The following is an 18,107-nucleotide window of genomic DNA, read 5'->3' on the forward strand; positions in this document are numbered from 1 at the left end:
TTTTTCTAAAGCAAACCTAAGTCGATTTTGGAAAGCATGGGGTGGGTAAATACGACAACTTTAGGGGTTGATTGCGCCAATCTGCTGACTTAACTTTGTTTATCAATTATACATACCAGCATTATGAAACATGTATCCATAATTATACCGCAAGGGCCCATTATACTTAGCAGCGTAATAGGCACCTATAAAGTGTTCTCTTTCGTAAATAGCTTTATGGAAATGAGGGGCAAAAAGCCGGTTTTTGATATTCACCTGGTGGGTTTGAGTAAAGAAACGGATTTGTATGGAGGTTTATTTGCCGTTCGGCCTGATTCGTTAGTAAGCGAGATAAAAAAGACCGACCTGATTATGATCCCCGCCTTTTATGGCAACCCGATGGAAGGCATTGAGCGAAACCAGGATTTTGTCCCCTGGATTGTAGACCAATACAAACATGGGGCCGAAGTGGCCAGTTTGTGTACTGGTGCTTTTCTACTCGCATCCACCAATTTGCTTAAAGGTAAAACCTGCACCACGCACTGGATGGCTGCTGACATATTCAGGCAGGCATTTCCCAATATTAAACTCATGCCCGAAAAGCTGATCATTGATGAACTTGGCATTTATTCGAGCGGTGGCGCCTACTCTTTCCTTAACCTGGTGATATACCTGGTAGAGAAATATTGTGGCAGGGATGTAGCTGTCCATTGTTCAAAAGTGATGGAGATTGAAATCGACCGCGAAAGCCAGTCGCCGTTTGTCATATTCAGTGGTCAAAAAGAGCACCAGGATGAACCGATCAAAAAAGCGCAGATTTATATTGAACGCAATGTAGGCACCAAGATCTCTGTTGATCAGCTATCTGAAATGTTTTCCATCAGCAGGCGCAATTTTGAGCGTCGCTTCAAAAAAGCAACCGCCAATACGCCTGTTGAATATCTTCAGCGCGTCAAGATCGAGGCCGCCAAGAAAAGCCTGGAATCGGGCAGGGAGAATGTAAACGAAGTGATGTATTCGGTAGGCTATTCTGATAACAAAGCCTTCCGCAACATATTTAAGAAGATTACAGGACTATCTCCATTGGAGTACCGCAATAAATATAATCGTGAAATGGCGGTGGCCGTTTAATCACACCTATATAGAAAAGCCCTCTCCAGCAGGAAAGGGCTTAATAAATCTACCTATTCATAAAACTTATTGAGGTTTTGTATGCTGAAGAATATCGCAACGATATATTTCGTTGGTTGGCACCAGAGTAATCTCAGGCCTCGACCCGGATGCAGCAGCTTCAACATCGGTGTCACTTAAAAATTGGTGCGGCGTAAATCCGCTGTTAAATACAATGTCCACCTCCTGCCATACCGGGTTATAACCGTCAGCCTGTATTGCATTGGTAACTGTAATAAATCCATCTGCTTCATAAAGGATATTTATCGATTTGTTATGAGCCAATAAGCTTGATGCCGGCTTATCGGTAAATGGTTTTAAATTCATCATAAACAATTGTCCATCGTAATAAATGTTTTCTACCCCTCCAATGCCATTAGGGTTTGACGTTAGTGTGTTTTTCGAATTAACACCCATGTTTGTTTTAAAATTTGTTGCAGCGGGGGCAACACCGGTTTTGTTGCAGGCGGCAAGCAAAATGACGCCTGCTAGTGCCAGATTAAATATAGTTTTCATGTTTTAAAGATTTTCATAACTGGGGTCACGTATATCTACTATTGGTGTATGGTCTGAAAAAACAATAAAAACAATAGGGCTCAGGCACGATAAAAAGCTTTAGGCAGGAAAAAGCACAAGCACTTTGTAAGTGCTACGCAAAAGAAAATCAATACGTTGCCCGTGTAAATAAAATATTTACAAAAAATCAATGATGAGAATTATTGACTTAAGATAGGAGCTTTTATTTACTCAAAAAGAAGTCTGACAATCCTTTTTTTACCTGCTCAGTTTGCTCCTGCACTATCCAATGTCCAGCTCCTTTAATAATTACTTCTTTTACATTCGTTGCAACCAGCCTGCAATGTTCAGCGAGGAAGGCACCGCCATGGTCTGATCCCATTGCAAGCAATGGCATCGGCAGCTTTTTCTTCATAAACTCCTGATTATCCTTGGCGTCCTGGTCAAAAGCAGCAAACCAATGGAAACTCCCAGTGGTAGCCCCCGGTACAGAATATGCCCTGATAAATTCATTCCGTTCAGTTTCAGTAAAAGCATTTTTCACATAACCCACAACTGGCCAAAAGCTGGTAAGAAATAACCCGGCTTTACCGGCAACTATCTCGCCCGAATTGGGCATACCGAAAAAACCAAACCACCATGCATGTGCACGAACTTCGCTCCATACCGGTTCAACGCCTGGCAACAGTGCGTCCATTAATGCAAGTTTCTTTACTTCATCCGGGAATTGTGCAGCATAGGCATAGGCTACCATTAGCCCGATATCATGACCTGCAAGGTTAATTTGTTTATATCCCAACTTCTTCATCAATTCATGAAGGTCTTTGGCCATTGTTTTTTTATCATACCCTCCGGTCGGTTTACCTGACTCACCAAGTCCACGCAGATCCGGTGCTACTATGGTAAAGTGCTTGGATAACTCAGGTAGAAGCCGGTTCCACATAAACCAGTTTTGTCCAAATCCATGTATTAACAATAGCGGCACACCCTTCCCCCCTGTTACATAATGAATTTTCACCCCGTTCACCATTGCATATTGGTGCTTAAATCCGGATGGCGGCGAAGCAGGTTTAATGGTTTGTGCCTGTTTTTGAATTAATGGCAACGACCTTGCATTCCCATTAGATAATAAGTTTGCAAATAGTAATAATGTGGTAAGACGAAGGATTTTGGCGGATGTTTTCATGTTTCGATGGTTTTAAGGTCAAATAGTAAATGATATGGAAATATACTGATAAGAAGTCCTATTTACCAAGCACCATCATTTAACTATTCAGTCCGCCCGGAACCGTGCAAAGCCCTATACTGTTGGATAAACGTATGCAGTTGCTTCTTCCTTCATTTTTATTGGGCGCACCTCTATCCTCGCTGTCGTAGTGTATTCAAATTCAGGATTCCCTTTTGCGATAGCAATGGCCTGATCGAGATCGTTTGCCCTGATGTGATAATAGCCAACTATCACTTCTTTATTTTCGCGATAAGGTGCTTTTTCCCAATGCCCGTCACGGCCCGAAACCATTACCCCTTCCCGCACCAAAGGTTGTGCACTGATCAGTTGATCATTTCCTTTTAGGTTTTCGATATAAACCCTGCAGGCGTTCAGAAATTCCTTTTCCCGATCTGGGGTAAAAGCCAGTTTACTATCGGCATCATTATGTATCAGCAACATGAACTCTTTCATAACTATAAATTTTAATCAACAGATGAATGGAGAGAGGCTTAGAGTAGTAATTAAAATTACGGGTAATTTTTTTATAAAACCTATTGATTTTTTGCACATGTAGTTTTACCCACCTGTCGTAGCTACGCTCGGCATCTGTCCCGAGCCTGAGGGAGAGAATTTTTCAGACAACTCCTGCCCTGAATTCAGCAGAGGCCGAGAAGGGTATAAAACATTCACCTATTTTTCCTATTCTTGTTTAATGCATTTAATTAAAAAAACATTATCAGGCATTATTTTACTTTGGGCAACGGCAAGCTTTGCACAAACTTCGTTGCCTGTACCCACTAACATCCAGGCGACTTACAATAAAGGAACTCGTACCCCAACTGGTGCGCCAGGCAAAAATTACTGGCAAAACCGCGCTGCTTATAATCTTACCATCAATTTCACACCTAAAACCCGTGTGTTGGACGGTATTGATGAGGTAGAGTACACCAATAACAGTCCGGACACTTTGAAGCAAATTTGGTTTAAGCTTTATCCTAACCTGTATCTGAAAGGGAACATCAGGGCAATGCCTATTAAACCGGAGGATATAACCGACGGTGTCAGGATTAATAAGATCGAAATCAATCAAACTGTTTACGATACGGGCAAACTGATTGTGAACGGCACTAATATGATCATACCAAATGAAGTTGTATCCCCTAAACAAAAGATTCATTTTAAGATATATTATACATACACACTCAACAAAACATCGCATGTCCGTACAGGGCAAGTAGATACAGGTGCTTTCTTTATAGCCTATTTCTTCCCGCGTATTGCCGTTTATGATGACATTGACGGCTGGAACACAAACCCTTATCGCGGCACCGAGGAGTTTTATAACGACTTTTGCAATTTCAAAGCTTCCATCATTGTCCCCGGTAATTACCAGGTATGGGCAACTGGCAATCTGACTAACCCCAATCAGGTTTATACCGATCAGTACATTAAAAGAATACAGGAAGCGGAAAAAAGTGATAATGTGACTGACATCATTACTGAAGATGACCTTAAAGCAGGCAATATATCCCCACGTAACCTAACCAACACCTGGCAATTTGAGGCCGATAGTGTAACAGACCTGGCTTTTGCTATCAGCGATCACTATTTGTGGAAGGCATCCAGCCTCGTTGTCGATCCAAAAACCAACCGCCGCACGCGGGTGGATGCGGTGTTTAACCAGAATCATAAAGATTATTTTGCAGTAATCAATTACGCCCGTAAAACAGTGGAAAGCATGAGCTATGTGTTCCCAAAATGGCCATACCCCTACCCTCATGAAACTGTGTTTGATGGTCTCGATCAGATGGAGTACCCCATGATGGTGAATGACAACCCTGAAGAAAAGGTATTTGATGCGATCACCCTTACCGATCATGAAATATTTCATACCATGTTTCCATTCTACATGGGCGTTAACGAAACCAAATATGGGTGGATGGACGAAGGCTGGGCAACCATAGGCGAGTGGGTGATCAGTCCGCTTATTGATCCGACCATTGTTGATAATTTCGCTATTGCCCCGTATGAAAACATAGCAGGTAAAGAAGGCGATCAACCTATCATGACGCTTACCAACCAACTGGGCACATCTTCATTCGAGCCCAATTCATATGGTAAACCCGGTCTGGGCTATTATTACATTCGAGATTTGTTAGGGGATGAATTGTTTACCAAAGCTTTGCATCATTATATTGAGCAATGGCAGGGCAAACACCCTATGCCTTATGATTTTTTTAACTGCATCAACACAGCGTGCGGGCAAAATCTTAATTGGTTCTGGAGGAGCTGGTTCTTTGATCGTGGTGCACCCGATCTGGCTATCTCAAAAGTAACTTTGCAGCGAAGCACTTATACCGTCGTTATCACCAATATAGGCGGCAAACCAATCCCCATCGATCTGACGCTATACTATGGTGATGGCACTACGCAATTGGTTCATGAGAGCATCAACGCGTGGAAAGGCGGTAATAAAACCTTCACGATCAATCATCAGTCGCACAAGCATATTAACAAGATGGTATTAGGCACAACTTATGATCCCGATATTAATAAGGAAAATAACGGTTGGGAAGCGAAATGAGTTGTTCGTTCGAAAGGAAGAAGGCGGCAGTTCATTGCAAAGGAGTGAGGAGGCAACAGCACGCTATTGCCTCGTCACAACCTTAAGCCGTTCACGCAATGATGGTTCGTTTTATTGATCCAATCCGCCTCTTCTTGTCGGTTTCACAGGCTCGGGCCATTTGGTGGGTTCACCTGTTTTTGTATTTGGAGGCAATACGCTTTTCTCGCGTGAGGTTGTGGTCGGGTCCTCGCTGGCTTCATAGGCCATAATAGCTGCTAGGATGGCGTTGTTGCGCAGGTCGTCGAAAACGATTTTATCGTACGTATCGCGATTGGTATGCCAGGTGTAGACGCCATACGACCAATTGGTTGAGCTCAATGAAAACGCAGGTACACCCGCTGCTACAAATGAAGCAAAATCGGAACCACCACGTCCGGGAGCGCCAGGGAAACTGGTTTTGATCTGATCTTTAATATCAGCAGGAGCTTTTGACAGCCAGCGAGTCAGGTATTCATAAGAATTCAGGAAGCCTTGTCCCGAAAGGTCAACCACGCGACCGGTACCATTGTCCTGATTAAATACTGCCTGTATACTTTTCACTATTTCCGGATGATCTTCCACAAACGCCCTTGAACCGTTCAGGCCCTCTTCCTCGCTACCCCAATGACCAACAATGATGGTGCGTTTCGGGTTAGGATAAACTTTTTTCAGAATGCGCATCGCTTCCATCATGGTTAAAGTGCCTGTGCCGTTATCGGTTGCGCCTGTGCCGCCATCCCAGCTGTCAAAGTGTGCCGAAAGGATCACATATTCGTCGGGTTTTTCTCTGCCTTTTATCTGGCCAACGGTATTGAAGGTTGGCACTACACCCAGTTCTTTTGATTCGGTATGAACGCTGATCTGCGGCTTATCACCAGATTCAGTTAAACGGTACAGCATGCCATAATCTTCCAAAGCAATGTCAATGGTGGGTACCTTCTTGGTATAAGCGCCAAATATTTTATCCACCCCAAACCCGTTCGACCAGTTGCAGGTTACGATACCAACTGCTCCTGCATTTTCCAGAGCAACAGGCAGGGTTTTATTGGTATAGCCTGTTTTCTTCAGACGGTCGCGCCATGCTGCTACCTGTGCGTCGCGGTCTTTTTTCATTTTCTCGAAGGACTCTTTGGTGGCAAACTCCTGCCAGTTGTAGTCCGGTCGACCGGTAGGCTGGTTCATGCTGATCATGACGAATTTGCCTTTTACGTTCGGCAGCCATGCTTTGAAGGCAATAGAATCAGCCAGATCAGGGATGATGATCAAATCAGATGTTACTGTCTTTTTACCCATGCCCGGGCTCCAGGCTAATTGGGTTCCTTCCAAACTTTTTACACGAGGATAAACCATATCGATATGCGATATGCCGCGTTCCCAGCCGCGCCATTCGCCCCATTTTTCATTGTGGGCTTGTATGCCCCAGCCAGTATATTTGGCTACGGCCCAGTCGTGGGCCTTCATCATTTGTGGTGTGCCCACTAATCGCGGACCGATGCCATCAAACAGCTCATGCGCCAGTTGCTGTAATTGTGAATTGTCGTTTTCTTCCTTCACAATCTGGTCGATTACAGAGGGCGAAGTTTGTGCAAACAAGCTGGTGCTGCAAAGTGTAGCAGCCAAAGCAAAGCCTATGGTTATGTGTCTTGTAAAAATGTTCATGCAACTAAATTAGAAATTAGGATGAAGAATAATGAGACGTATTATTTTTGTTACCTGAACGGCTTATATTTGACCATCACAGTGCCAAAATGAAAGACAATCTGATTGCTCATATCAACAAGTTTGTTGAATTGGATGAAGCTGAAATTCAGCAAGTTTGTGACAGTGTAAATGTAGTTGCCGTAAAGAAAAAACAATTTATACTAAAGGCTGATGAGATATACAGGGCGAACTATTTTATAACTAAAGGCTGCCTACGTTTGTATTTTATTAACCGGAACGGTAACGAGCAAATTACCCAATTTGCCATTGAGAATTGGTGGATAACGGATTATACCAGCTTCGAAACCGGTAAGCCGTCCGTTTACTATCTGCAGGCGATAGAAGATTCCGAAGTTATCAGCATCAGTAAAAAAGCGTATGAAGAATTGCTGCTGAAAGTCCCTAAAATGGAGCGGTATTTCCGCATTCTTCTTCAGATAGTACACACTGCCTCCATGCGCCGTTTTGAATATTTCCGCGACCAGACAGATGAAGAACGGTATCGTCATTTCGTTTCGTTATTTCCAGGCTTTGTTCAGCGGATCCCGCAATACATGCTGGCATCATTCCTGGGCTTTACCCCGCAGTTTTTGAGTAAGATAAGGGGGAAGAAGGTCAAACCCTAAGCTCTAAATCCTAATCTCTAAGCTTTAACTTTCATTTATTAATCACGATTAACTTTTTTGTGCTGCCACCGGGGGAACTTTGTTCTATATCAAATCTATAAGATAATGAACGAAAAAATCATCATTGAGGCAAAAGCATATGAAGCTATGGGCGCTCTCGAAAACTATTTAAAAAATAGCGGTATTGACAAATTACATGCTGAACTTATAAAGATCCGGGCATCACAAATCAATGGCTGTGCTTATTGTATCAACATGCACACCAAAGATGCCCGCGCATTGGGTGAAACCGAGCAACGCATTTATGCACTGAACGCCTGGAGGGAAACCCCGTTCTTCTCGCCCGAAGAAAGAGCCGTACTGGCATTAACTGAGGAGATTACCAATATTAAACACGGTGTATCGGAAAAAACAATTGAAGAAGCAACAAAAGTGCTCGACAGGCATTACATCTCAAAAGTGATCATGGCCGCAACAATAATTAACGCCTGGAACAGGATAGGCATCGGCACAGGTATGCAGCCTTCATTGTAATGACTATTTTTCAGACTGATATTGATAAACCCTATAAAACTTCATTTCAAGGGTTTATCAATATCTATAAATAATATCAGGCGTGTGCGGCTTCTTTCTCACGGGTTTTATCAAATATTTTTCCCATTATATCCGGCGCTTTTTCCAATAATGCGCTAAGCCCTTTCGACGAACGGGCAGGGATGAACTCAATGGTTTCCCCCCGGGTTACCAAAAAACCAACAGGCCCCATGCCAACACCGGCGGCGCCTAATGCCCCAAATCCTTCGCCTTCTCCCGCGCCTTTGGTATCACCGGGCCCTTTTCCTTTTCCCTTGCCTTCGCCGCCACCACTGCCCAGACCAAGCCCTACAGACATTACCGGTACGCAAGTAAATTCACCCAATTGAAATTGCTGACCAATGATGGTTTCAGTTTTGGCTTCTGACTTTAAAAAATCGCTCAGTTTACCGAGCATGTCATCTAAGTTTTCCATGATGCTTTGTTTTTAATGATGAATAAATAAAAGCTCTTATAATCCCCGCACAATTATTTTGTATCTCCACAACGACCTCGTTTTTATCCTCGAAATTGATCCCAATAGGCTTACCTGTGTATTTGTTCAACCAATAAAAACAAGGGTACAGGATGCCATTTAACTGCATATTACCGGTGTCAATATTGAGGTAACATTTATTTAGCTTAAAACTTTTTATTACAGCTTTAATGGTGGTGAGTGAGGGGCGCCATGCCTTGCCTTTACTGCTTTTCTTGTCAGCTTTTTCTTTTGGCTTTCTTTTAAAGATCTCGTCCAGCAGATCAATTTGCTTTTTCCAACCCAATATTTTCAGGTCGATTTTCAGAGAATGATCTATAAAAGCGAGTTTCACACTGGCTGCCTTGTGAAAGCGTACAGCAAACAGCCCGTCGGTGCTATTTATTTCCAGATAAAAAGGTGCAAACAGCAAATAGCTGAAAACAACTGAAATGACGAGCAAAAAAGAAAACAACCATGCCACTTAAAAACGTTTTGGTCAACGAATTTAAAATGGGATGGCCGGAGTAAAAATGACGGGCGTCAGATTACAGGATGATGTCAGTCAATGAACATTGATCTGAAGACTGAGCTTTTGAAAAGCAAACAAATTGGATTATTTATTTTCTTCTTTTGCAGGTTCAGCCGTTTCCTCGCGCTCAACAGTGATTGTACATTCGGTTACCAGTGCAGCAATTGCCCCAATAGCCGCCAGCATAGGCATTATCAATGCGCCTACTACCCCTATAGTTAATGGAAAGCTGGCCAGTTCCTTGCCCGATTTATCGGTAATGGTGATCTTTCTAACATTACCTTCCTCTATCAGCTCTTTCACCTTTTGCAAAAGGTTTACGCCGTGTATGGAGAATGATTCTTTTGTCATAATGTGTTTTATGATTAAGACATTAATAGCCCCATTTTGTTACTATCTCATTTAAAGATAACCCTGTTTCTTCAGGTAATCTACCCAAACAGGATATGCCTCGGGTTTTAAATGCAAGCCTTCATAAGTATAACGACTTTCTAAACGCTGGTTGGCATCAACAAACAGATGGAAGATGTCGACAAAAGTATAATCACCTACTTTGGAATTGGCCTGCAGCAGCTTGTTTACCGACAATACATGCTCTTCCTTATCATAATGCTGTGGGAAATGGGGCAGGGTGGAGTTCACAGGTAGTATACTCTGTACGTAGATTTTAGTCTCCGGGCATTTGGTGTGAATTTGATTGACAATCTTCAGGTAATTGTCGGCTATCACGGCATCAGGAATATCTTTGCCAATGTCATTAATTCCCAAAAGAATAAATATTTTGGATGGCTTGCGGTCGGTGATATCCTTCAACCGTTTAAGCACGCCGTAAGTAATGTCTCCGCCAATCCCTCGGTTGATCACAGTGGTATCACCCGTTACTTTTTTCCAGTCACCCATCTCGGTAATACTATTACCAAGGAACATGATTTTTCCTGTTATAACAGGTTCCTTTTCAAACTGGGCAAGCCTCACGGGGCGATGCTCAGGAATGAATGGAATAGTATCGAAAACATTTTGGTTGGTAACGCTTTGCGCCTGTACAGCCAGCGGAAAAAGCAGGAGGATGAACAAGTATTTCATAGAATTAAATATAAAGTAATCAATCTTTATGCAGATCGATTAACCTGTAAAGTACATTATTGTCAACGATTAATGTACCGTGCATGTTATTGCCCTTTACTACAAAATGCCATAGCCCCTTTCCTTTTGCACTCGTTGTAACACCATCCAGGGTTTTGTTATTTGTATCATAAGTGAATACCGTTTCGCCCATTTCTTCTTCTTTGCCATTTACCATTTTGTTCATCTGGAAACGGTAGGTATTGCCTTCGCCTTTTGTCGCATGATATATCGCTATCTCATCATGACAAGGGGAATCCTTCACCTGGCATATCGATGTTCCTTTCCATGTTCCGGCTATGTTATCGCGCTGGTTCTTATTGCCGACCGGCATAAAGTTCAACAAAAATAGGATTGCTAAGAGTTTCATCATATCAGCTATAAAATTAATTTTTCAACTTTTTTCTTCCGATCAAAAATGCAATTCCGCTAAAGGAAAGTGCCTCGAATACGCTGGTTATTTCGTTGCCATTCCCGCTATGAGGATCAATCACTGCACGGGGAATATGCAATACAATAAACCAGATAAATATGGCTATGCCTAACAAATTAGCAGCAAGACGACGTTTGACGTTCAATATAATACCTAATCCGCCTGCCATTAAACAAGCGCCTGCAAAGTAGGTCCAGAATACATGCCATGGTATCCAGTTAGGTACAAGTACCACCACAAAATCACGGTAAAGGAAGTGGCTATAACCAAACACCACCATGGTTAGGGCAAAGAAATATTTACCTGCCGGGATTAGTTTCTCCAATGAATTTTCAACTGATGAAACTTTGTTTTCTCTTGCTAATGATCCCGCAACTAAAAATGCCCCGCCACTTAGGGTTAATTCCTTAAGTGGATTGACCCAGAAGGCCAATACCATGGGCGTATGTTGCCCCGGGATTTGGAATAAGATCACCAGCAGCAATAGCACTGCACCAATGATAATCGATATAGGCCGGGCTTTGATCTCCAGGATGATACAGATACACGCAATTGCCAAAGGCAGACTGAATATCCAATCCCAGATCAAACGGTTCGACAGCCATTCGGGAAAGTTCCCAGGTAGCATAACGAATACAAAATCTTTATTAATTAATTCCTGGATAGCAATAGCAAATAGGCCGACAGCAAAGAACAGGCGCCAAACTCTGGTGGTATTTTCCATATGCAAGGTTAATTGGTTTTTAAAGATATAGAATTACTTGCCTTTTTAACAGATTTTGAAAAAAAGTGCGCTTTGTGTATTATTGCATCATCAAGGTGATGGTGTTCCACCTATTTGAACCGTCCTGTTAAAAATGCAGGTCTGATGGCGCCTACGAAATAAGTTTTTTATATTTTTATTTCATAGGCATGAAACGACTACGCTATGTATTTAAATCCCCCTACTTTTTAATATTCAATCACCTCATTCGCTGGACTTTACTGACCATTCCAGTAGCTATTGTCATTGGGGCGGTGGTAGCACTGTTCTTATGGCTGCTTAGCTGGGCCATTCATTTCCGCTTTGCACATACGTGGTTATTGTACTTGCTGCCTTTGGCCGGTTTTGTTATCCATTTTGTGTATAAACTGTATGGGAAATCATCAGAAAAAGGCAATAACCTGATCATGGACGAGATCCATGAGCCCGGTGGAGGAGTACCCAAACGCATGGCCCCATTGGTTCTTGGCGCCACTGTTTTTACCCATTTATTTGGCGGTTCAGCGGGACGTGAGGGTACAGCTGTACAAATAGGAGGCAGTATTGCCGATTTCTTTGGCCGTTTATTCAGATTAAATGAGCAAGACTCTCGTACCGTTTTAATGGCCGGTGTCGCCGCAGGTTTTGGAGCCGTATTTGGTACGCCTTTAGCCGGAACCATATTCGCCATTGAAGTTTTAGCCATTGGAAAGCTACAATATGACGCCATTATTCCCTGCCTGATTGCCAGCATTTTTGCCGATCAGACTGTAGCGATGATTGGTATTCATCATACCGCTTATCATATTGATCCATTTGTTACTCAGGGTAATTTCGGGGTAAGCTTTATCCATTTTGATTATCTGTTGCTGGTAAAGGTTATCCTCGCATCCATATTATTCGGCCTCACCAGCTATGTATTTTCAGGGATGGCCCATGGAGTTAAGAATATAGCCTTGCGTTTGATTAAAACTACCTGGCTGATACCTGTTGTTGGCGGATTGATCATCATCGGTTTAACGTTCATTTTAGGTCGGCAGGATTACCTTAGCCTGGGCGTTGACGCCCAGTTTGCTGACTCAGTAACTATTCCGTCCGCCTTTCACCAGGGGGGTGCAGATACCTGGAGCTGGTTATGGAAAATCATTTATACTACCATCACCCTTGGCACAGGCTTTAAAGGAGGCGAGGTTACGCCCCTGTTTTATATCGGCGCCACTTTGGGTAATACGTTATCCCAATTGCTGAATGCGCCGGTCGGTTTATTCGCTGCTCTGGGCTTTATAGCGGTATTTGCCGGTGCTACTAATACACCGTTGGCCTGCACCTTTATGGGGATTGAATTATTTGGCGGAGAATATGCACTTTACTTTGCTATAGCCTGTTTTACTGCGTATTTCTTTAGCGGTCATTCAGGGATTTACAGCTCGCAACGGATAGCCATACCCAAAATATTCGACCCGGATTATGGTAAAGAAGCTTCTATTGGTGAATCTATGCAGCGGCGCAGAAGGCTGATAAATAGCCGGTTAGTAAAATACAAGGATAAGATAACCAAAAAAAAGTAGCTCATTATAATCTGTGTTTGTCCGTCCGTAACTAAGAAGGCACCTTTCCTATTTCTTCCTCACATAAATATGCTTCACATTCTTTTTACCCGTATCCCGCTCATCAATCTCAAATTTATTAATGCTTTTTATCAGGGGCAGCATTTTGGGATATCCATAATTCCGGGAGTCAAAATCAGGTTTCTTTTTGATGATCAGGCTTCCCAGGTCGCCTAAATAGGTCCAGCCATTTTCGTCTGCAAGGTCATCTATACTGTCAGATATGATCGCTATTATTTCCGGGTCGATCTTGTTTAAAGGATGGGTTGCCGGGGCTGTCTCGGGTCTTGATTTTTCCCTGTTGCTATTATCCTGCTGACTTACCTTTTCTTTTTTCAGAATCTCTATGTAAATAAACTTGTCACAGGCGGTTATAAATGGGTTAAGGGTTTTCTTTTCGCCTATGCCTATCACTTTCATACCTGCTTCCCTTAACCTTGTCGCCAGCCTTGTAAAGTCGCTATCGCTCGATACTATACAAAAGCCATCCACCTTGCCAGTGTATAAAATGTCCATAGCATCAATGATCAATGCACTATCAGAAGCATTCTTGCCTGTAGAATAGCTGTATTGTTGTATAGGAGTGATGGCATTTTCCAAAAGCACATTCTTCCAGCCCGACACTGTCGGCTTCGTCCAGTCGGCGTATATCCTTTTAAAAGTGGGTGTGCCGTACTTTGCTATCTCCTCAAACATCTCTTTCACATTGGCATAAGGCACATTGTCAGCGTCTATCAATACAGCAAATTTCAGGTCTTTATAAGTTTCCATAGTAGTAGTGTGTAACTAATTTAATTGACATCAATAAATTGTTAACAGAAAGCGAAATATACCATAAAAGTTTGATCCTATTTTTATATTTACACCTGTTTAATAACCAACAACTAAAAATTTCATGAAAAAACTTTTCTTGTTTATACTCACATTATTGTGGGCCTGTCCGTTCGTTTTTTCTCAAACAATTGATGGTCACCCGGCATGGGCGATGCAAGGTAATATTTATGAGGTGAATGTTCGTCAGTATACCAAAAAAGGGACATTTAAGGCTTTTGCAAAAAACCTTGACCGCCTGAATGAAATGGGGGTGCAAGCCTTGTGGTTTATGCCTATCACACCAATAAGCAAGGTAGGCAGAAAGGGTTCATTAGGCAGCTATTATGCGGTATCAAATTATACTGCCGTCAATCCGGAGTTTGGTTCGATAAAGGATTTTAAAAAACTGGTTGCCGAAGCACATAAATTGGGCATGAAGGTAATCATCGACTGGGTGCCTAACCATACCGGCGCCGACAATGTCTGGATAAAACGTCACCCCGATTTTTATGTGAAGGACAAAACAGGCAAGCCCGCTGTTGCATTTGACTGGGCCGACACCCGCCAGCTTAACTACAAAAATGTTGCGATGCAGGATAGCATGATCAATGCGATGAAATACTGGGTGACTGCTACTGATATTGATGGTTTCCGTTGCGATGTGGCATGGAACGTTCCTTATGCTTTCTGGAAGAAATGTATATCCCAGTTAAACTCGATGAAAGAATTGTTCTGGCTGGCTGAGGGTGATAAGACTTACCTGCATCCAGGCGGTTTTGATGCTACTTATCCGTGGGATATGTTCCATGCGATGGTGGGCGTGGCAAAAGGTGCGCGTCCGGCAACAGCACTGGACTCAATTAAAGCCAAATATGATAAGATATACCCGCATAATGCGCTGGAACTATACTTCACCAGCAATCATGATGAGAACAGCTGGAATAAAGCTGATTTTGGCACCTTTCCGAAGGATTCACATGCTCCGTTTGCTGTATTCACCCAAACCATGCCACATAGCATCCCGTTGATATACAGTGGACAGGAAGAGCCTGTATTACGTGCCATCAAATTTTTTGATAAGGATAATATGGACATGGGAAAATATGACCGCGAGAAGTTCTATAAAACGTTGCTCTTCCTCCGCAAACAAACGCCTGCCTTGTCTGCCGATGCTTCTTTCCGCAAGGTAAATGTCGGTGATAGTAAATCAGTATATGCTTATGTCAGGGAAAAGGACGGTAAAAAGATATTCGTGATCCTTAATTTATCCAATAAAGAGCAAAACATCACAGTTGAAGACGAAAGCCTGATTGGCAAACCTCTAAACGTCTTCAGGCACCAGGAAGAACCCGTAACCAGCAAGCCATGGAAGATGGATCCATGGGGATATATGGTGTTCCGGTATAATTAATTGCTTAAGTTATTGAGCACAAAAGGGGCCCTTCCTGATTAGAGAAGGGCCTTTTTTGTTTCGTCGAAATGGAGAAGGAAAAAAAATCCGAATTCGAAAATCCGGCATCCGAAATCAAAAATTACAATTTCACTTCACCCCAACCTTTGCGGTATTCCCTGCGGATGAATTGATTGGCTGGCTCGTAGTTGGTTACTTTCATATTGGCACCATCCCATAGCAATGCTTTATAGCGGCCGCTGAATTTCATGCCTTCCATTTGTCCGTAAACGGGATCGTTGCGTTTGATCTTCTCCTGGATATCGAAGGTTCTCAGCAACAGGTTGCCCATCAATACAGTTTCGGTCAATGGCCCGGCGTAGCCCACAAAAGGCGAGTCGACTTCCATTTTGCCTTTGCCGGCAATGCTGGCATCAATCCATTGCCACCAGTGGCCATCCATATCACCCTCAATGCGCGGATATTTCTTAGGAACGTTTACATCCTTGTTGAGCGATAACGGCAACAACCGAGGGTGGCTACCGCCCCAGCCGCAGCTTACTTTGCCTTTAGTGCCGATGAAGAGTGTGCATCCCTCAAAATCGCTTTCACTTGGTATATCGCCCAAAGCGTCGTTCTGGTTTATATCAGGATCAAGCTCATTCATACGCTCTGGTGTAATGCCACCGTCCATCCAATACAGGTCAAGCGGTTTGCCGTTTTGTTGAGTGAATTTAAACTTGATGGAACTGCTTACCGGTCCGCTTTGCGGGTAAATACCTTCTTTAAAAATCCCGCTGTAAGTGGTGCTGGCACTGCCCGAAACTTCGGTAGGGTAACCTAATCCTAACAGCTTAAACGGTGGACCCATAATATGACAGCCCATATCGCCTAATGCGCCGGTACCAAATGCCCACCAGCCCCGCCAGTTAAATGGCACCAGGTTTTCGATGTAATAAGTTTCCTGAGCAGTACCAAGCCATAGGTCCCAATTTAACTCTTTCGGAACAGGCGGTTTAGCTGTGGGCCAGTTGATACCTTGCGGCCATACGGGACGGTCGGTCCAGCAATAAACCTTCTCGATATCTCCTATCAATCCTGCCTCAAACCACTCGCGCATAGTACGCATGCCTTCGCAGGATGCACCCTGGTCGCCCATTTGAGTAACTACATTGTATTTCTTTGCAGCTTCGGTTAATACACGAGCTTCATAGATATCATGAGTTAATGGTTTTTGCAGATATAAGTGTTTGTTCAACTGCATAGCACTCAAACCTACTATAGCGTGATTATGGTCAGGTATGGCTACGGTAACCGCGTCGAAGTTCTTGTGTTCTTTGTCGAACAGCTCGCGCCAATCGTGGTAAAACCCAGCCTTCGGGAATTCTTTTCGTCGTGGAGCAGCGCCACGATCATCTACGTCGCATAAGAATGCAATTACTCCGTTCTTTCTCGGAGAAGTGGCATGATGTTTAATATCGTTCTCCGCTTCACCACTACAGCCTACGGCGGCAATGTACAGCTTGTCGCTCGGCGCTACATGGCCGGGACCGCCTAACACATAGCGTGGCACAATGTAAAAGCTTGCTGCAGCTACGGCGGCTTTTTTTATAAAACTCTTGCGGCTGATGGTGTTATCGGTTGTTGGTTTTTCGTCGGTCTTCATGGCCATTATTTCTTTTTAAGTGGTCTTATAGCAACTTCCTTAAAATATACAATATCATCATCGCCATGATTTTGCAAGCCAAACCAGCCTGCATTTGGCCTTAAGCCACGATACGGCTCAAAATCAAACTTACGCTCAGGCGTAGGCTGGCCTTCTGTATAATCGGTTACTTTTTCGCCGTTTACATATACAATAGTGCGTGGCCCGTCGAGGGTGATCTCCATCGTGTTCCACTCCGGGCCTGGTTTGCCGGGCTTGGCCAGCGGTTTGGTTAAGGAGTATAAAGTACCGGTAACATGGTAGTCGTCCTCGTTTGAGGTTTCAGGGTGATTATCTATCTGCACCTCATAGCCGTAAAATACAGGCATCCAGGGCTCACGCGGCTCTAAAGGAATACGGATAAATACACCTGAGTTACTATTAGATTTCTGCATCTGGTACACCACTTTAATAGTGCAATTACTCAGTTTGCCGCCCTTCCAGTACAGCAGACCCATGCCGCCGTGACTACGTATCGTGCCATCTTCTACATAGTGCGTACCAGGGCCTACCTGTTGAAAGTTGTTAATGTCTTTACCATTGAAAAGTTGTCTCCAGCCTTTGTCAACCACCTGGGCAGTTGCATGGTTAAAGCCTGAAAGAAGCATTAGTCCAAGACCCATGCCCAAGCCTTTCAGCATTGATTTTTTGATCGTGCTATTCATTTTGAGTGAGAAAAAAATTTAATACACCGCAGGACGGAAGCCTGCCAGGGTGTTGGTTTATATTAATAGCAAATTACCTATTTTATGATGTATTAACGCTGGCAAATACTCATCAAAATCTCTGCTATTTTATCCGGGTGATAAAGCTCTGTTTTGTTCGTTCGAAAAGAAGAAAGGAAATGTCTTTTAACTCGCTATTGCAGGCGTATTTTCTATTCTGCTGTCGCAAAATATTCATTTGTT

19 protein-coding genes and 1 riboswitch are annotated in these 18,107 nt (G+C 43.2%); of the genes, 6 read left to right on the forward strand and 13 right to left on the reverse strand.

Annotated elements, in window-relative coordinates; translation table 11 throughout:
• Positions 1–123 precede the first annotated feature (123 nt).
• The gene (locus Q3A68_RS16565; RefSeq protein WP_302902229.1) at positions 124–1,110 is read left to right on the forward strand and encodes a GlxA family transcriptional regulator; all 987 of its coding nucleotides are present in this window, start codon (positions 124–126) and stop codon (positions 1,108–1,110) included.
• Positions 1,111–1,176: 66 nt separating this feature from the next.
• Here Q3A68_RS16565 and Q3A68_RS16570 read toward each other — a convergent pair whose 3' ends face one another.
• The 3 genes from Q3A68_RS16570 to Q3A68_RS16580 form a co-directional block, all read right to left on the reverse strand.
• Positions 1,177–1,665, reverse strand: coding sequence for a hypothetical protein (locus tag Q3A68_RS16570; protein WP_302902230.1), 489 nt, complete (start codon positions 1,663–1,665; stop codon positions 1,177–1,179).
• Positions 1,666–1,888: 223 nt separating this feature from the next.
• A complete protein-coding gene (locus Q3A68_RS16575) occupies positions 1,889–2,851 on the reverse strand; it encodes an alpha/beta fold hydrolase (RefSeq protein ID WP_302902231.1) in 963 nt (320 codons plus the stop codon).
• A gap of 114 nt (positions 2,852–2,965) precedes the next feature.
• The gene (locus Q3A68_RS16580; RefSeq protein ID WP_302902232.1) at positions 2,966–3,346 is read right to left on the reverse strand and encodes a YciI family protein; all 381 of its coding nucleotides are present in this window, start codon (positions 3,344–3,346) and stop codon (positions 2,966–2,968) included.
• A gap of 241 nt (positions 3,347–3,587) precedes the next feature.
• Between Q3A68_RS16580 and Q3A68_RS16585 the strand changes: the two genes are divergently transcribed.
• A complete protein-coding gene (locus tag Q3A68_RS16585; protein WP_302902233.1) occupies positions 3,588–5,459 on the forward strand; it encodes a M1 family metallopeptidase in 1,872 nt (623 codons plus the stop codon).
• Between the two features lie 111 nt (positions 5,460–5,570).
• Here Q3A68_RS16585 and Q3A68_RS16590 read toward each other — a convergent pair whose 3' ends face one another.
• Positions 5,571–7,139 (reverse strand): M20/M25/M40 family metallo-hydrolase, encoded by a 1,569-nt coding sequence (locus Q3A68_RS16590; protein WP_302902234.1) that lies wholly within the window; start codon positions 7,137–7,139, stop codon positions 5,571–5,573.
• Between the two features lie 89 nt (positions 7,140–7,228).
• Here Q3A68_RS16590 and Q3A68_RS16595 point away from each other — a divergent pair, with 89 nt between their 5' ends.
• Positions 7,229–7,807, forward strand: coding sequence for a Crp/Fnr family transcriptional regulator (locus tag Q3A68_RS16595; protein WP_302902235.1), 579 nt, complete (start codon positions 7,229–7,231; stop codon positions 7,805–7,807).
• A 105-nt stretch (positions 7,808–7,912) separates the two neighbouring features.
• A complete protein-coding gene (locus tag Q3A68_RS16600; protein ID WP_302902236.1) occupies positions 7,913–8,341 on the forward strand; it encodes a carboxymuconolactone decarboxylase family protein in 429 nt (142 codons plus the stop codon).
• A gap of 76 nt (positions 8,342–8,417) precedes the next feature.
• Here the strand turns inward: Q3A68_RS16600 and Q3A68_RS16605 are convergent, their stop codons facing one another.
• The 6 genes from Q3A68_RS16605 to Q3A68_RS16630 all read right to left on the reverse strand — a co-directional run bounded on the left by Q3A68_RS16605 (position 8,418) and on the right by Q3A68_RS16630 (position 11,666).
• On the reverse strand, positions 8,418–8,816 hold the full coding sequence (locus tag Q3A68_RS16605) for a GerW family sporulation protein (protein ID WP_302902237.1): 399 nt from the start codon (positions 8,814–8,816) through the stop codon (positions 8,418–8,420).
• Entirely contained in the window at positions 8,800–9,339 is a 540-nt protein-coding gene (locus Q3A68_RS16610; RefSeq protein WP_302902238.1) for a hypothetical protein, read from the reverse strand. The genes Q3A68_RS16605 and Q3A68_RS16610 overlap by 17 nt, the downstream gene beginning before the upstream one ends.
• Before the next feature lie 132 nt (positions 9,340–9,471).
• Complete coding sequence (locus Q3A68_RS16615; RefSeq protein ID WP_302902239.1) at positions 9,472–9,738, reverse strand: DUF4342 domain-containing protein; 267 nt, start codon at positions 9,736–9,738, stop codon at positions 9,472–9,474.
• A gap of 51 nt (positions 9,739–9,789) precedes the next feature.
• Complete coding sequence (locus tag Q3A68_RS16620) at positions 9,790–10,470, reverse strand: GDSL-type esterase/lipase family protein (protein ID WP_302902240.1); 681 nt, start codon at positions 10,468–10,470, stop codon at positions 9,790–9,792.
• Between the two features lie 19 nt (positions 10,471–10,489).
• Positions 10,490–10,882, reverse strand: a complete 393-nt coding sequence (locus Q3A68_RS16625; protein WP_302902241.1) for a hypothetical protein — start codon at positions 10,880–10,882, stop codon at positions 10,490–10,492.
• 13 nt (positions 10,883–10,895) lie between these two features.
• Positions 10,896–11,666, reverse strand: coding sequence for a DoxX family protein (locus Q3A68_RS16630; RefSeq protein ID WP_302902242.1), 771 nt, complete (start codon positions 11,664–11,666; stop codon positions 10,896–10,898).
• A gap of 85 nt (positions 11,667–11,751) precedes the next feature.
• A riboswitch (Fluoride riboswitch) is annotated at positions 11,752–11,827 on the forward strand.
• Between the two features lie 27 nt (positions 11,828–11,854).
• On the opposite strand from Q3A68_RS16630, the gene Q3A68_RS16635 reads away from it, so the two are divergent.
• Complete coding sequence (locus Q3A68_RS16635; protein WP_302902243.1) at positions 11,855–13,252, forward strand: voltage-gated chloride channel family protein; 1,398 nt, start codon at positions 11,855–11,857, stop codon at positions 13,250–13,252.
• Between the two features lie 48 nt (positions 13,253–13,300).
• Here Q3A68_RS16635 and Q3A68_RS16640 read toward each other — a convergent pair whose 3' ends face one another.
• Positions 13,301–14,062, reverse strand: a complete 762-nt coding sequence (locus Q3A68_RS16640) for an NYN domain-containing protein (protein ID WP_302902244.1) — start codon at positions 14,060–14,062, stop codon at positions 13,301–13,303.
• Positions 14,063–14,186: 124 nt separating this feature from the next.
• Between Q3A68_RS16640 and Q3A68_RS16645 the strand changes: the two genes are divergently transcribed.
• Positions 14,187–15,515, forward strand: coding sequence for an alpha-amylase family glycosyl hydrolase (locus Q3A68_RS16645; RefSeq protein ID WP_302902245.1), 1,329 nt, complete (start codon positions 14,187–14,189; stop codon positions 15,513–15,515).
• Between the two features lie 121 nt (positions 15,516–15,636).
• On the opposite strand, the gene Q3A68_RS16650 is transcribed toward Q3A68_RS16645, so the two are convergent.
• Both Q3A68_RS16650 and Q3A68_RS16655 read right to left on the reverse strand, forming a co-directional pair.
• Entirely contained in the window at positions 15,637–17,160 is a 1,524-nt protein-coding gene (locus Q3A68_RS16650) for a Gfo/Idh/MocA family protein (protein ID WP_302902246.1), read from the reverse strand.
• Between the two features lie 5 nt (positions 17,161–17,165).
• On the reverse strand, positions 17,166–17,864 hold the full coding sequence (locus Q3A68_RS16655; RefSeq protein ID WP_302902247.1) for a 3-keto-disaccharide hydrolase: 699 nt from the start codon (positions 17,862–17,864) through the stop codon (positions 17,166–17,168).
• Between the last annotated feature and the right edge of the window lie 243 nt (positions 17,865–18,107).

The sequence above is a fragment of the Mucilaginibacter tolerans genome (assembly GCF_030519375.1).
Lineage (GTDB): Bacteria > Bacteroidota > Bacteroidia > Sphingobacteriales > Sphingobacteriaceae > Mucilaginibacter.

Bases quoted from the DNA above. Each gene is read 5' to 3' on its own strand.
- Q3A68_RS16570 (WP_302902230.1), bottom strand. From the start codon at position 1,665: ATGAAAACTATATTTAATCTGGCACTAGCAGGCGTCATTTTGCTTGCC.
- Q3A68_RS16630 (WP_302902242.1), bottom strand. From the start codon at position 11,666: ATGGAAAATACCACCAGAGTTTGGCGCCTGTTCTTTGCTGTCGGCCTA.
- Q3A68_RS16655 (WP_302902247.1), bottom strand. From the start codon at position 17,864: ATGAATAGCACGATCAAAAAATCAATGCTGAAAGGCTTGGGCATGGGT.
- Q3A68_RS16580 (WP_302902232.1), bottom strand. From the start codon at position 3,346: ATGAAAGAGTTCATGTTGCTGATACATAATGATGCCGATAGTAAACTG.
- Q3A68_RS16645 (WP_302902245.1), top strand. From the start codon at position 14,187: ATGAAAAAACTTTTCTTGTTTATACTCACATTATTGTGGGCCTGTCCG.
- Q3A68_RS16625 (WP_302902241.1), bottom strand. From the start codon at position 10,882: ATGATGAAACTCTTAGCAATCCTATTTTTGTTGAACTTTATGCCGGTC.
- Q3A68_RS16595 (WP_302902235.1), top strand. From the start codon at position 7,229: ATGAAAGACAATCTGATTGCTCATATCAACAAGTTTGTTGAATTGGAT.
- Q3A68_RS16590 (WP_302902234.1), bottom strand. From the start codon at position 7,139: ATGAACATTTTTACAAGACACATAACCATAGGCTTTGCTTTGGCTGCT.
- Q3A68_RS16635 (WP_302902243.1), top strand. From the start codon at position 11,855: ATGAAACGACTACGCTATGTATTTAAATCCCCCTACTTTTTAATATTC.
- Q3A68_RS16615 (WP_302902239.1), bottom strand. From the start codon at position 9,738: ATGACAAAAGAATCATTCTCCATACACGGCGTAAACCTTTTGCAAAAG.
- Q3A68_RS16575 (WP_302902231.1), bottom strand. From the start codon at position 2,851: ATGAAAACATCCGCCAAAATCCTTCGTCTTACCACATTATTACTATTT.
- Q3A68_RS16585 (WP_302902233.1), top strand. From the start codon at position 3,588: ATGCATTTAATTAAAAAAACATTATCAGGCATTATTTTACTTTGGGCA.
- Q3A68_RS16650 (WP_302902246.1), bottom strand. From the start codon at position 17,160: ATGAAGACCGACGAAAAACCAACAACCGATAACACCATCAGCCGCAAG.
- Q3A68_RS16565 (WP_302902229.1), top strand. From the start codon at position 124: ATGAAACATGTATCCATAATTATACCGCAAGGGCCCATTATACTTAGC.
- Q3A68_RS16605 (WP_302902237.1), bottom strand. From the start codon at position 8,816: ATGGAAAACTTAGATGACATGCTCGGTAAACTGAGCGATTTTTTAAAG.
- Q3A68_RS16640 (WP_302902244.1), bottom strand. From the start codon at position 14,062: ATGGAAACTTATAAAGACCTGAAATTTGCTGTATTGATAGACGCTGAC.
- Q3A68_RS16600 (WP_302902236.1), top strand. From the start codon at position 7,913: ATGAACGAAAAAATCATCATTGAGGCAAAAGCATATGAAGCTATGGGC.
- Q3A68_RS16620 (WP_302902240.1), bottom strand. From the start codon at position 10,470: ATGAAATACTTGTTCATCCTCCTGCTTTTTCCGCTGGCTGTACAGGCG.